This window comes from Leptotrichia sp. HSP-342 (assembly GCF_041199995.1).
GTDB classification, from domain to species: Bacteria; Fusobacteriota; Fusobacteriia; order Fusobacteriales; family Leptotrichiaceae; genus Leptotrichia; species Leptotrichia mesophila.
The window spans coordinates 1,963,552-1,978,269 of sequence record NZ_CP165646.1 but is presented as its reverse complement, the minus strand read 5'-3'; the positions used below and the strand labels follow the sequence as shown (position 1 = coordinate 1,978,269).

Here is a 14,718-nt window from a genome sequence, read left to right as displayed (position 1 = left end):
TATAATTTTATCTAAATCTATTGCTTTTTATAGAAAATACAGGTAAAATATACAAAAAACATTTATGAGAGGATTTATGAAAAAAAATACATTATTAATTTTATTTATTATTTTAGTTTCTATACTTGCAATAATCATAATAAATCCCAATTTTAAAAATTTTAGGAATAAATTTATTAATTTTGAAAAAACAACCGACATAAAAAAATCAAATACTCAAAAAAATGATAAATCTGATGAAAAGACAGAATTCACAATAATTGGCGTTGGAGATATAATGCTTGGCTCAAATTATCCTTTTGAATATCTGCTTCCTAAAAATGATGCCAATATTCTTGAAAATACACAAAATATACTGAAAAATGCTGACATAACTGCAGGAAATCTAGAAGGAACTCTATTTGATAATGATGGAACTCCTAAAAGCTGTAATAATCCAAATGTATGCTATGTCTTTCGTATGCCTTCAAAGTACGGGACATATCTAAAACAGGCTGGATTTGATTATTTGAGCATTGCAAATAACCATAGCAATGATTTTGGAGGAATTGGAATTAAGGAAACTATTAAAAATCTCGATAATTTAGGAATAAAATACTCTGGAATTAAAGATATTGCTGAAAGTACTGTTTTAGAAAAAGATGGAAAAAAATTTGGATTTATTTCATTTTCTCCAAATTCAGCTACTGTAAAACTAAATGATTATAATTATGCAAAAAAACTTATTTCTGAATTAAAATCAAAAGTTGATATTATAATTGTTATGTTTCACGGTGGAGCCGAAGGTGCTAATGCTGAACACATTACTAAAAGACATGAAATTTTTCATGGCGAAGATAGAGGAAATGTTTATGAGTTTGCCCATTTTGCCATAGACAATGGAGCTGATATAATCTTTGGGCAAGGCCCTCATGTTACAAGAGCAGTTGAGCTGTACAAAAATAAATTTATTTCGTATAGTGGAGGAAATTTTGCAACTTTTGGAAAAATAAACATTTCTGGTTCAATGGGAATTGCACCTATTTTTAAAATCAAAATAAATAATAAAGGAGACTTTATTTCTGGAGAAATTATTCCAGTAAGACAAACTTACAAAAGTTTCGGTCCTTTTATAGATTCAGAAAAATTAGCAATAAAGAAGATAATTTCCTTGAATAAATCTGATTTTCCAAATGGAAATGGACTTTCTATCAGCGAAGAGGGAAAAATTACTAAGACTAATAATCTATAGTAAAACTTATTTAAAACTAAACTCAAAAGCTATGACTATTTTACTCAAACCATAAATTTATATAATTTTAGCAGTTTAATTTAAAATAGGTTTGAGTATAAATTAAAAACTTTTTCTTTTATTTTTCACAAATTTAAAAAATATAGCTGGAAATCAGGATAAAAACATCCTGATTTTATTTTCTCTTCAGTCTGATAATCTCCCTCTCATTCTCATCTATTCTATTCCCCAGCTTTTCATTTTCCCTCTCTAACCTTTCCAATTTTTTCCTCTTTTCAATTTCCTCATCCTTAACATTTCGTCGCTCCACAATCACATTATTCCCAATTTTATCATCAGGATTCCCAATGATTTCGATTCCCTCTCCAATATCCATTCCAAAAATTTCAATCTTCTCTCCGTTATCCATCCCAATAAACACTTCTTTTTCTTTAACCAAATTATTCTTATCAATCAAATAAATATAACTTTTTTGATTTTTAAAAATAACAGCCTTTTTTGGAACAGCCAGAATATTCTCTTTTTTCTTATAAATCACACGAATATTTACTTGCTCATTTAAAAACAAATCCTTAAATAATGTTGGCAAAAATTCAAACACATTCATATCCCCAATTTTATTAGTCTTAAATAATTCTGCTTCAATAACCTTTTTTTCAGAAAATAAATCTGAATTCTCTTTTATTTTATTCTTATCTTGCAAAATTTCCTTATTCTTATCATTTTTCATTTCAATTAATTCTTCAAGTGTTTTTTCTCCCCCAATCTTTTTATTTTCTCTCCTAAAAATACTAATTTTGGCAACATTTCCAATATTCAGATTTTTAACTTTACCACTTTTCACATTTTCACTAACTATTTTTAAATTTTCCCTTTTGGCAAGAATCAAAATAGGCTCATTTTTGTTTGTAATTCCACCTTTCACTGCATTAATTTTCACAATGTAAGCATCAAATGGACTTCTTACACTTCTCTGAACCAATCTTGTATTTCTCATTTCATCTTTAATTTCAATTTCCAATCCTGATATTTCTCCGCGTAATTCCTGAATTTTCTGACTAACATCAGCTCCCAATTCCTTTTGTTTTTCCAAATTTCGTAATTCCCGATTTTTAATCACTAATAACATACGTTTTTCATTCAATCCATTTTTCTGATAATCACTAAACTTCACTATTACATCGCCCTTTTTTACAAAATCTCCAGCCTTGTAATAAACATCATCAACGGATAAATTCACATCCAGTCCAATTTTAGTAATATTATGTGCAACAACAGTTCCTTTCATATCCACAAAAAGTTCAAGATTTTCACGTGTTATTTTTTCAATAACATATTTCTGATTAACTTTTGGAGTACAGAATTTTATCATAAAAAGAATAATAAAAATAAAAATTGTGGGCATTATCCAAATTATTTCATCTTTTTTTCTCAATATTTTCTTCCTTTTTAGTGATTTCCGTCAAAATAGGAATTTTCACTTAAATTATCTTCATAAGGGAAATATTCCTTTCGTCCAAGATAAAGCTGGTCTGATTTCCTTTGGATTGGAACTACAAAAAATCCCCAGTTGTTCAAATCAGTATAAATAAAAAATCTTACTGTGTTATTTTGAATTGTATCGGTATCATTTTGAGAAATTATATTTATAAATTCAGGCAAAATTTCCTGTGCGTCCATTTCTTCGTAGTTATCCTCATTTTTATAAATCATTTCTTTCTTCAATTCACCTTCTGCAGTATAAACATAAATTTTTAGTTCTTCAGCAGAAATCTTTTTGTCAATTTGTCCAATCAGAATATCAGCCTTTCGTGAAGTCTGTATCATTTCCACTTTTTCCCCATCGTATTTTTCCACCCACACAGAATACGGCACAAGCGGAACTTCATTCACAATTTCCACATCTATATGTCCAAAACGCTTATAATCCAGATATTTTATAGCTCCATCCAGACAGTTCAATTTTAGCTCGTAATCATCACGATGGCTCAGTTCCTTGTATTCAATCATCTTTCCTGGAACAAATTCCTTTAGGACTTCCTGAAATGTACTGATTTTCGTTGACTGTCCGCTTAATTTTATTAATGAATATTCAAAAAGTAGCCCTTCCTTGTAATATGTATTCAAAAATTTTCTGAGCATTCCGTAAATATCAGCTTTTACGATTTTTTCAATTTCCTTTATCGTAAAAATATGTCTTGGGTAATCTGTTATTGTGGTAAATATTCCATTTTCATAAGTATGAATTTTCCAGCTTTTCAACTGCGTTATATGAATATCATTCCGTTTTTCATAATTTCTAGGCACATCAAAACGTGTCCGCAGTCTTCCATCGGATGTAAAAAATTCCTTTTTAAGATTTTCAGCCGCTTCCCATAGCATATAAAAGTTGTTCCGTATTTTCTGATATTCTTCACTCATTTTATTCTCAAACTGCGAATATTTTGTAGGAATCACATTTTCATACTTTTCATATTCCAAATTCAGATTTTCAAAGATTTTCTCAACACCGCTGTCATCAATTACCTTGTAAATCATATCATTGTCATATTTTATCAAATCATTAATAGAAACAACCCTATTTTCAGAATATTTTGCCCCAAGTACAATTTTCAGAAACTGCATAATTCTGTAAGTCAAGTCATTTCCACCAAAATTCTCGTCCCCATTTTCAAAGCTTGTTCTTATATCCAGATAATATGAAATTTTGTCCTTACTAATCACATATTTACAAGCCGCCAAATCCGTCGTCCCACCACCACAGTCAATAATTAATGCACTATATTCTTCATTCTCCTTATATTTCCTCTTCCTTATCTGTATCTCAATTGTGTTATACAGCACCGCAATCGCTTCATCCATCGCATTTTCACGAATAATCTCATATTCATAATTTTTCTCGCTTGAAATTATATTTTTTTCAGAAATTTCAGAATTCTGATTTTTATTAAATTTATTTTCCACCATAAAAATTTCTTGAAACATCGTCAAAAACTGCTCCTTTAATTTTACAGGGCTTGAAGCGTGAATTTTTTTAAATTTGCATTTAAACATATATTCTGCACGATTCACAACATATTTTAAGTACGCCTTTATTATATCCTTTCTTTTTACATACAGAATATTTCCAAACTCATCATTAATTTTCTCAAGTTTATTATGTTCATGCACCCACCTTTTCAAGCTGTAAAAAATCGAGCCATTGACAATATAGTCATTTCTCTCTAGCTTTCTTATCACATCATACCCAAATGAATACTTAATATTATTAGCATCACTGCAATTATCAATATAAACTAACGTTGGAAAAATCTCACGGTAATGTCTCTCTCCGTCATCAAATTTCACATAATTTATCGCATCTATTACAACATTTCCATTCAAAATATCATTAGTGGGCAAATCCTTCACATAATTTTTATCCAGATATGCCCCAAGAGCCGTATTTACTGTTCCAAAATCAATACAAAGTGGCGTATTCGTAGTTTCCAGATTTTTCACAACAAAATTTTCAATTTCAACTTTATAATAGTCCATCTGATATGGATAAAGCGGCATCATTTCATCTTCCTTCAAATTATAAAATTTATGAATAAATTTCAAGTCATTTTCTTTAAAGAACAAAAATGAAAATTTATTATTTCTCAGCGTTTCAACTCTAAAAAATTCCTTTTTACTAATCAGAAAATACTTATTTCTGCTATTCAAATCCTTTTCCAGCTGAAAAACCCCACACAAGTAATTATTTGCATTTATAAGAAAAACATTTGCACTACTCACATTTTCAGGAATCTCAATTTTATAATTGTCTTCCCTCATCAAATCAAGCTCCTTGTATAAAATAATCTTGTGTGGCACCCGTATTTTATTCTCATGATGAATCCTCTCACCAAGTTTATTATCAAAAAGTTCCTGAACATTCACAAGCCCGTTTTTATTAAACTTGTCAATACAGTAATTTCCCTTGACCCCTCTATATTTCATCAAAAGTGAGATAAGCTCTTCTCTAGTAGGCGTTTCCACATGCACATTTACCAAATGTTCCTCGATTGCAATCTGATACATCTCATAATAAGATTTTCTTCGCAATTCCTCTTCATAAAATAATCTCATTTTTACCTTTTCCCCTTTAGTTATCAATAATAAATACTTTATTTAAATTCAAGTTTTGGTTTAGTTTTATTAATTTAAAATCCAAATAAAAAGCTATAAACATAGATTTTATTGAAACTATTTCAGTTCATCATTATAAAATTAAATCTATTAAAAAGTTTTTATTTTAAGCAAAAATTTTTCTCAATTTTTCAATCATTTCCCTAACATTTCCAAACCTTTTCTGTCTGTCAAATTCCAACCCCTTTTTTATAACTTCTTCCACTTCCTTAAATTTCCCAACCTTCTCAAATCCTAAAATAACTTCCCTTCCAAACTCCAGTTCAGCCTTATAAAACCTCTTAATCGCCCCATCCACTTTCACTCCACAAAGCATAAAATATAAAAGTGCCCCAAGCGAATAAACATCAGTTCTTTCATCAATCTCAACTTTCTCTGAATAAATTTCAATCGGCGAATACCCATCTGAAACCTTAACAAACTCAACCTTTTCCTTCTTTTTCAAGCTCGCTCCAAAATCGATAATCCTGATATTTCCCCTAATATCAATCAAAATATTAGAAGGCTTCAAATCACAATGAATAATTCCCTTTTTATGAATTTTACAAACTACTTCGGCAATTTTAAAAAATATTTCCAAAATATGATTTATCCTCACTTTTCCATTTTTTATCCGATTTTCCAAAATATATTTTTTCAAGGTAACTTCACGAAAATATTCAGTAACAATATAATTTGTCCCATTTTCACTAAAAAAATCCACAAGTTTAACAACATCATTCACAAATCTCTGTTTCCTCCTTTTAGATTTTTTCAAAAATTTCTCCAAAATACATTTTTCTTTCCAAAAACATCCTTTCAGATTTTCAAAATCTTTCTTATACTTTTCCGTAAAAACCTCTTTGCCATTTCTCATAACAATTTCCGAAGGATAACATTCTTTAATAATTACTTTTTCCCCTTGTCTATCTTCGCACATATAAATATTGGAAAAATCACTTTTAGCTACATAATTTAAAATTTTATACTTCCCATTCAATATTGTTCCCTTTAATAAAAAATCCATTCTTCTTTTCCCTTTTAAATTCTCTATTTTTCACAAAATTATTCCCATTCCTATCACGCCCAAGAACTTCCCAGTTTTTCTCAATTTCCTTTTCAAGTTGTGAGATTCCATTACTTTTTACCTTATAATTTTTCTTAAAATTTCTATTATCTGCATTCAAATTTTTTCTATTATATTTTTTATTTTTAGAAACTTTCTTTTTTATTCTTGAATTATTTAACTTTTTAGTACTTTTCTCCTTGCTTTCTGTAATATTTTGAGTAATTTCCAAATTTTTTGCATAGTTTTTTTCTATTTCTTCATTTTCTATTTTTTTATTTCTTACTTCCTTATTTTCAATCAGATCACTACTCTTCAAAGTTTTTTCAACTTCATCTTCAATATTTTTCTGTCTAACTTTATTTCTTTCTATCTCTGATTGTTTGTTTAAATTATTTCTCATCAAATTCGCTTTCTCTATAATTTTCTCAGCCATTATATTTTTTACTTTTTCTTTTCTTTCGCCTTTCAAGTTACCCTTTTGAATATTTTTCCCCACAGAAACAAATAAAAATATAAACATTGCAACTAAAAACATGTATTTTACAGCCATTTCTTGTTTTTGATTTTTTTCATTAATTTCTTTTTCTAACGATTCATAATTTTTTTCCATTTCAATATCTTCAACAAAAATCGACAAAAATGGTATCACTTTTCCCAATTTTTTCTCACTAGCCTTTATCTGTTCACTTAAATTCTGCTCGACATTTAATTTACTTTTCCTATCAACATAAATCTCCTCAATTTCACTCTCATTAACAACTTTCCAAAATTCAGGACTTCCAGCCAGCAAATAATCATGTTTTTTCAGTCTTATTTTTTTGACTTGCTCACCACCTATCTTTTCCACAATTCTATTTTCCCTATACAAAACAAGTTCAGTTTTTCCCATATTTCCAACAATCATATTATTTTTTTCAATAATAATAACAATTTGTGAATAAAAATTTTTTAAATCAAAATCTTTTTCAGCTTTATGAAATTTATATAATTTTGTTTTCTCAAAAATCACTTTATCAACGGAAGATTGTATAATCTGTTTTATATTTTCTAGAGAAAATTCATTATTTTCCAAATATTTTTCAATAATTTTATGAACTCCAATTTTTGCTAAATTTATCTTATCAATTTTCTTATTTTCAATATTACTATTTCCAATTTTTTGAGATATTTCTGGCTTTTCCTGCCATTTTTCATTTGTCTTTTCATCAAGATCAGCAATACACCATATTCCCTTGCTTCCATTTGGAATATATGCCGAATAAGTGTTTTTTTCAGCAATTTGTGCATATTCCTTAAAAAAGAAAGTATTTAATTTTATATTTTTTATCATTTTCCCTCCTTTCTTTTAAAAAATCTTCCAAAACTGCCACCATTTTTTATTTGCCTTTTTCTCAGCCTTTTTCAGCTTTTTCTCAATTTCAGCTATTTCATTTTGTTTTGTACCGCTTTTTTCCAGCTTTTCCTTTGCCTGCGTAAATTTTTCCACAGCTTCCTTCCATTTTTTATTCTTAAAATCCTCTTCTGCTTTTCTCTTTAATAAATATCCCTCATTTTTTTCAATTTTTTTATTCAAATCCTCAATTTTAGACATCTGATTTCCAAAATTTCCATCTGCATTCACCTCTTCCAGAAGTTTCTTTGTTTCCTCATATTTTGAAATACTTTCTTCAAATCTTTCATTTATAGCCAGCTGATCAGCCTGCGTTTCCAGATTTGACGCATTTTCCATTTTTCTTGTTATTTCTTGACGTTTTTGACGCTCCCGCTCCATTTCTTCATGCTGTGCCTTGATTTCAGCTTCTTTTATCTGCAGTTGCTGCTGCATTTGAATTTCCTGCTGCCTTAACCTTTCCGAATATTCCATTTCCTGTGTTTTCAACTTTTCAGCATTCTGGCTCTCAAATTTAATAAATTCCTGTGCCTGGCTTATGTATTTGTCCACGGTATTTGCATTATTTGTATCTTTCATCTTCTGGTAAATATTTTTAGCCTGCGTTAGAATATTTATTGCTTGTGCTGGATTATTAGCAGTTATTTGCGAAAGTCCTTCCTGAACGAGATTGTTGGCAGTCTGTAAATCAGCATTTTGCTGGGAATTGAGTTCCTGTATCTTATTGTCAATTTCTCCCACTTTCACAGTATCTCCAAGCGCCTGGTACATCTGTCGTGCCTGATAATACGCCTCTTTTGAAGAATTAATATTGCTTTGTGCCAGCGAATCCCCTTTATTTTCAGCAAGCATTGCCCCATTATACGCTGTTTTTTCCTTATCTGTTATTTCCTCCAGCTTTTTCTCAACTTGCGAAACATAATCTGCCCTTCCATTTGCCAAATACATATCAGCCGCATTTTTATAGCTAACCTTTGCTAAATTGTAGCTTCCTTCATTAACCGCCGTATCTCCAGCGACCTCTAAAGCCTTAGCTTCCTTTAATTTCACAGTTGAATTTATCCGTGAATCCAATGTAGTTAAAATCTCTTCCGTGTTCAGCTCATCCCGTTTATAGCTATTGTCATTCAGGTTATACTTAGCCTGCTGATATTTTACGTTCGCCTCGTCATAATTCCCGCTGTTAAACATCTCATTTCCCTCACTAATATCCGAAAATGCCTTTTTAATCTTCTCAGTTTCTCCAATTTTCTTATTTATCTCATCAATTTTCTTACTTGCATCAGCTCTTTTTTTCTCAGCATTTGTAAGAAATCCTATTATTCCCCTGCTTTTTGGCTTTAATTTTTCGTATTCTCCAATTTCAAGTTTCAAATTATCAATTGAATTATTAAAATTTTTCTTTAAGATCTCCTCATCCGCCAATTTTTCATACTGTGTTGCCGCCTGCAGAATACCATTTCGCCTTTTTACATTCCAAATTATAACAAACAAAATAATTACAACAATAATTAGCATTACAAGTATTATTTTTTTAATAAGTTTCCTTTTATTCTTTTCCATCGGCTCTGGACTTGCTACAGCACCTACTTCTACCTGTGCAATCGTATAATTTTCGATATTATCCCTAAGCGAAGCAAGTATCCGTTTTTCCAATGAATTTAACCATTGCTTCTTATCCTCAAATCTGGATAAATCATTTTCCATATCATGCTCATCAATATTTTCCCAAAATCCTACAGTCGTCAAGCAAAAAACATCCTTTTCCATAAGTTCTACAGGTTTTTTTATAATATTTGGCTTAATTTTCCCAAAATCCCCAATTGCCTGCAGCAAATCATTTCTTTGCCTGTGAAATCTCATATCCGATATATTCAATGCCTCTTCGTCCACCAAAAGCTGTGCTATCGTGTCATCTCTGCTTTGAGAAATGATATATCCGCCTCTAATATGATAAAACCTTGTATTTCCGATATTTCCATATAAAATTGAATTATAATTACTTATAATGATTAAAAGAGAAGTGTGCATAAGAGAATATTTCTGAGTTTCTTCCTGTTTTTCCTTAACTTTCAGATTGGCATAATCCATCATTTCCTTTATTACATCATAGTTAAATCGTGGACGTAGCATAAAATATTCAATAGCAGATTCCACAGCAATCCTTGCCGCAACTTTTGCCCCTTCTTCCTCATCAAATCCATCTGCCACAGCCCAAATCGCATAATTATCCAGCAAAACATACCCAAAATAATCGTTATTTTCAACCTTCGTCCCAGCCTCACTCAAAAATTCCGTAATAAATTTTGCCTCATCTTTCCTCATTTCTCAATTTCTCCCTCTATTTTTTATTAATTCAACTTTATAAAATATATTTTTATACTATTCCCCATTAAAAAGGTTAATATCTAATAAATTTTGAATTGTATTCTATTTTCTAATAAGATTTAGTATTAGATTATTTTGTTTAATAACAGTTTTTCCTATTTTATATTATATTTTTTCTTTTATTTTCGTAGGATTGCTCATCGCCGCAAATCCTTATCTTGCAGTAAAGGTTTATCCTAATAATCAAAATGTTTGGCAAGATTGCTACGCAATAACCTATAGCTAGTCTACGACATTTTTCTGCACTGACAAAAAACTCACTATGCTCAGACAGTTTTGCCAGCACATAAAAATGCTCCGACGGATTAATTTATACTCAATCCTATTTAAAAAATAAAAATTATATCTTAAATCATTTGAAAATATTGGGTTTAGTATAAATTTATTAAATCTGTTCGTAATCTTCGATTTTTACTTCTAAATCATTATTTTTATCCTGAAAATTCGTATTTTTCACAATTTTTTCATCGTTTAAATTTTCATATTTTCTTTTCACGCTTTCCTCTCTTGATTTTTCCTTTTCCCAGTCAAAATAATCTCCGCACAAATTCACAAATACAAACTTACTTTCCCCCATTTCCACTACTGAATAAGCTCTTAGTTCTACTGTGTTGTAGACTGCTTCTCCATTTAGATAAATAAGTCCGTTGGAATCTCCAGGAGTTAGCATAAATTTTCGCTGTTTGGGATTATAGCTTATTGAACAATGGTTTTTTCTAGAAATCATAGTATCTCCTAAAATTTGTATATCCATATTTTCTCCACGCCCAACAAAGTTGCGTTCACTCACAATTCTGTAGTCTTTTCCCTTATCATGCCCTTCAATACACGTAAGCCAACCCACGACTGGATCTACTGTGCTGTCTTTAGACCAGTAGGCTGTTGTTCTGTCTTCATCTTTCATTTCTTCAACTAGATTAATTTTATCATCCAGATTTTCTGTTTCCAGCCCTTCTGATTTGCAGTAAGGACATAAGCTGTATCTTGAAACATCATATATATGCCCATTTTTACATCTATCCAATTTCATTTTAAAATTTTCCTTTCTTTTTTCATGTTATGAATTTATAGGTTTATTTTAATAATATTTTTGTAGTTGCTAAATAAATTATGTCTCCTGATTCCACTTTTACTGGTATATTTTTTTTCAGTTTTATTTTCCTTTTATCTAAACTTCTTTCAATTCCGCTTCCATTTTGTGAGCCTAAATCCTCATAATACCAGATTCCATTGACACGATTTAAGATTCCATGAGCCCTGCTGACTAAATTTGAGTAAATTCCTTCACTTACATCTATATCCACCCTGTTTCTTGACGATTGTTTCCCAATAAGAAGCGATGTTGCCCTCCCAATTTTCCAAATTTTCATATCATAATCTTCTGAATCCTTCAAAAATATATGCTCAATCTGCTTTTTCTCCAAATCCTCTATTTCCTTCACTCTTTCTAAAAATACATTATGCTCTCTTTCTCTCTCATGCTTTATATTTTTGATTTCCTCCTCAACTTCCACCTTTTCAAAAAATCTTTCTACAATAAGCAGGTAAAGTGTAACTCCAATATAAATAAAAATTGAAAAATAAAGACTTTTTGTAGAATATCCTGAAAGATGTACAAAAATGAATGTAAATATTAAAACTGTCATTATTAAAATATTTTTTATATTTAAAAATTTATAACTTTTTTGATTTTTTGCATTCAATTTCCGTTTTTCATATTTTTTAATTCCCTTTTCTACACTAATTTTACTCATTTCATCGTTAATTTTTCCATTTTCTCTATTTTTTCCAAGCCGTGCCACACTTCTAAGTCTTTCCAGCCTGTAAATACTCCCACGCCCAAATGGACGCCTAAAAATATTTCCCCAATTTGTAAAACTTCTTCTGATTCCCCACAACATTTCTAATTTCCCCTTCTTACTTTTTCTCTTTCATATCAAAAAAATTCTCAAACCTGCTTTTCACACTTTCTTTTTCAGCTTTTGCTTTATTCTTCCTCATTTTATCTAGCCCAAAACTGTTTTCAAACATTCCTTTCATTTCGGTTGCACTTTTAAAAAACTCTTTTCCAAAAGTAAAATTATTTTGAAAAGATCTATCTTTAAAATTTTCCTTATTATTTTTATTTTTTAGATGATTGCTCGCATTTTTTCTTTTGTAATCATACTCTTTCCGTCTTTTATCATTTGAAAGAACTTCATACGCCTCTGTTATTTCTCGAAATTTTTTTACAGCTTTTTCATCTCCTGCGTTTCTGTCAGGATGATATTTCATTGCCATTTTTCTATATTTCTTTTTTATTTCAGAAATATCTGCATTCTCAGGTACTTCCAGTATTTTATAATAATCCATTCCTCTTCCTTCTTTATTAATTTTTCTTTAATTTTAATTAAATAATACTATATTATTATATTTTTGTCAATATATTTTTAATTTATAATTAATATTTTTAATTTTAAATTTCACAAAAAAGACATAAAATTTACATATTTTTGTCAAAATTAAATGGTATTATGTATTTGTTCAAAAGATAGGAGCATAAAAATAAAAATTGAAATGGAGATGATTAATATGAATATGAAAAATACTTTTAAGAAAATAGTTGCAATTCTAGGAATAGCAGGAATATCAATTGTATCTTTCGCGATACCGCCTAAAGAGTTGCCTTCAAGGAAGCCTGGAGCTGAAATTATTCAGTCAAATAAAAAGGTTGCTAAGAAAAAGAGCAGAAATGTAAAATCGCCTAACAGACATCATGCAGTTCTTCAAGGAAAAAGAAAATAATAAAAAAGCTCAATTTATAAAGTTATTACTCATGCAAAAGAATAAAATCAATACTGTTTTACTAAAAAAGCCATCTTAAATATAATAAAAGGTGGTTTTTTAGTTAACAAAAATTTGGCAAATTAAATAACACTGAAGGCTAAATAAAATAGTAAGAACTTATTAGCCTGATTTTAAAGGGATTTTATTATGCAGCAAAATTTTTATAAAAATAATTTGATTTTTTGAAAAATAGGGGTATACTTTTAGTGTAAAGAACAAAAATGGAGGTATTTATATGAAAGTTTTAGCTATGATTTTAGCTGGTGGAAGAGGTTCAAGACTTGACATTCTATCAGAAAAAAGAGTTAAACCAAGTGTTCCTTTTGCTGGAAAATTCAGAATTATTGATTTTGCGCTAAGTAACTGTTCAAATTCTGGTATTTATGATGTTGCATTACTTACACAATATTTGCCATTATCACTAAATGAACATATCGGATCTGGAAAACCATGGGATTTTGACAGAAGAGACACTGCAATCACAATGTTGCAGCCACATGAAAAACTTGGCGGAAATTCTTGGTATCAAGGAACTGCCGATGCAATTAGACAAAATATTGATTTTATTAAAAGTAAGAACCCTAAATATGTATTGATTTTATCTGGAGATCATATTTACAAAATGGATTACAGATGGATGTTAAAAGAACACGAAGAAAATGACGCTGAATTAACAATTGCTGTACAGCCAGTACCTATTGAAGAGGCAAGCAGATTCGGTATTTTTGAAGTTGATCAAAATAAAAAAATCTTAAGCTTTGAAGAAAAGCCTGCTGAACCAAAAAGTAACCTAGCTTCAATGGGAATTTATATTTTTAACACAGATTCATTATTAGAATACCTTGAAAAATTGGAAAATCACGATTTAGATTTTGGAAATCACGTTATTCCTGCAATGATACAGGAAGACAGAAAAGTTTATGTTCACACTTATGATAGCTACTGGAAAGATGTAGGAACTTATGATTCATACTTGGAAGCAAATCTGGATTTAATCAAAAAATCTGAAGAAGTTGGAATTAACTTGTATGACCAAGGATGGAAAATTTACACAAGAAGTGAAGACTTAGCACCTGTAAGAATCGGAGTTACAGGAAGTGTTCAAAATTCATTAATCTGTAATGGATGTAAAATTGAAGGAAGTGTGGAAAATTCAGTATTAGGACCTGGAGTTACTGTTAGAAAAGGTGCAACTATTAGAAACTGTATTATTTTCTCTGGAACATATGTAGATGCAAATTCTCACTTAGATACAATTATTGCTGATAAAAAAACATACATTGGTAAAAATTCATTTATAGGGAATGGAAATGCAAATATTCCTAACAAGGAACGTCCAGATTTATTATCTTCAGGAATAACAGTAATTGGTAAAGGTGTAGTTATTCCTGATGGTTCAATTATTGGTAAAAATGTAAGAATTTTTTCTGGAGTAAAAATTGATGAGCATAACAGATTAATTGAAACAGGGGAAACTGTAAAATGGTAGTTTGAACTATCTAAAATTAATATTTAAAAAAATTCAAGTTATTAAGATTTTTACACTATTTTAAATGGTGGTTCTTGGTAGCTTGAATATTTTAGAATATGCCTAAAATCTTCTAAAATCAAACTGATAGAATAGAAAAGGTTTCGGCAAAATAGCAGAATAATAGAATAATC

General features: G+C 29.6%; 12 protein-coding genes. 3 read left to right on the top strand and 9 right to left on the bottom strand.

Annotated elements, in window-relative coordinates:
• Positions 1–76 precede the first annotated feature (76 nt).
• Positions 77–1,231 carry a CapA family protein gene (locus tag AB8B23_RS09860; RefSeq protein WP_369712607.1) on the top strand — a complete coding sequence of 385 codons (1,155 nt, stop codon included), beginning with the start codon at positions 77–79 and terminating at the stop codon, positions 1,229–1,231.
• Positions 1,232–1,406: 175 nt separating this feature from the next.
• Here AB8B23_RS09860 and AB8B23_RS09855 read toward each other — a convergent pair whose 3' ends face one another.
• The 9 genes from AB8B23_RS09855 to AB8B23_RS09815 all read right to left on the bottom strand — a co-directional run bounded on the left by AB8B23_RS09855 (position 1,407) and on the right by AB8B23_RS09815 (position 12,582).
• Positions 1,407–2,666 carry an efflux RND transporter periplasmic adaptor subunit gene (locus tag AB8B23_RS09855; protein WP_369712606.1) on the bottom strand — a complete coding sequence of 420 codons (1,260 nt, stop codon included), beginning with the start codon at positions 2,664–2,666 and terminating at the stop codon, positions 1,407–1,409.
• A gap of 14 nt (positions 2,667–2,680) precedes the next feature.
• Positions 2,681–5,344 (bottom strand): molecular chaperone, encoded by a 2,664-nt coding sequence (locus tag AB8B23_RS09850; protein WP_369712605.1) that lies wholly within the window; start codon positions 5,342–5,344, stop codon positions 2,681–2,683.
• 166 nt (positions 5,345–5,510) lie between these two features.
• Complete coding sequence (locus AB8B23_RS09845) at positions 5,511–6,410, bottom strand: serine/threonine-protein kinase (protein ID WP_369712604.1); 900 nt, start codon at positions 6,408–6,410, stop codon at positions 5,511–5,513.
• On the bottom strand, positions 6,367–7,782 hold the full coding sequence (locus tag AB8B23_RS09840; protein ID WP_369712603.1) for a hypothetical protein: 1,416 nt from the start codon (positions 7,780–7,782) through the stop codon (positions 6,367–6,369). Before AB8B23_RS09840 ends, AB8B23_RS09845 begins: the two co-directional genes overlap by 44 nt.
• Before the next feature lie 15 nt (positions 7,783–7,797).
• Complete coding sequence (locus AB8B23_RS09835) at positions 7,798–10,167, bottom strand: PP2C family protein-serine/threonine phosphatase (RefSeq protein WP_369712602.1); 2,370 nt, start codon at positions 10,165–10,167, stop codon at positions 7,798–7,800.
• 163 nt (positions 10,168–10,330) lie between these two features.
• A complete protein-coding gene (locus AB8B23_RS09830; RefSeq protein WP_369712601.1) occupies positions 10,331–10,516 on the bottom strand; it encodes a hypothetical protein in 186 nt (61 codons plus the stop codon).
• A 99-nt stretch (positions 10,517–10,615) separates the two neighbouring features.
• Complete coding sequence (locus tag AB8B23_RS09825) at positions 10,616–11,260, bottom strand: FHA domain-containing protein (protein ID WP_369712600.1); 645 nt, start codon at positions 11,258–11,260, stop codon at positions 10,616–10,618.
• Between the two features lie 43 nt (positions 11,261–11,303).
• Positions 11,304–12,131, bottom strand: a complete 828-nt coding sequence (locus tag AB8B23_RS09820; RefSeq protein ID WP_369712599.1) for an FHA domain-containing protein — start codon at positions 12,129–12,131, stop codon at positions 11,304–11,306.
• 16 nt (positions 12,132–12,147) lie between these two features.
• Positions 12,148–12,582, bottom strand: coding sequence for a DnaJ domain-containing protein (locus AB8B23_RS09815; protein ID WP_369712598.1), 435 nt, complete (start codon positions 12,580–12,582; stop codon positions 12,148–12,150).
• Positions 12,583–12,801: 219 nt separating this feature from the next.
• On the opposite strand from AB8B23_RS09815, the gene AB8B23_RS09810 reads away from it, so the two are divergent.
• Together AB8B23_RS09810 and AB8B23_RS09805 are read left to right on the top strand one after the other, a co-directional pair.
• Complete coding sequence (locus tag AB8B23_RS09810) at positions 12,802–13,014, top strand: hypothetical protein (RefSeq protein WP_369712597.1); 213 nt, start codon at positions 12,802–12,804, stop codon at positions 13,012–13,014.
• Positions 13,015–13,291: 277 nt separating this feature from the next.
• A complete protein-coding gene (locus AB8B23_RS09805; protein ID WP_021744727.1) occupies positions 13,292–14,545 on the top strand; it encodes a glucose-1-phosphate adenylyltransferase in 1,254 nt (417 codons plus the stop codon).
• The last annotated feature ends 173 nt before the right edge of the window (positions 14,546–14,718 follow it).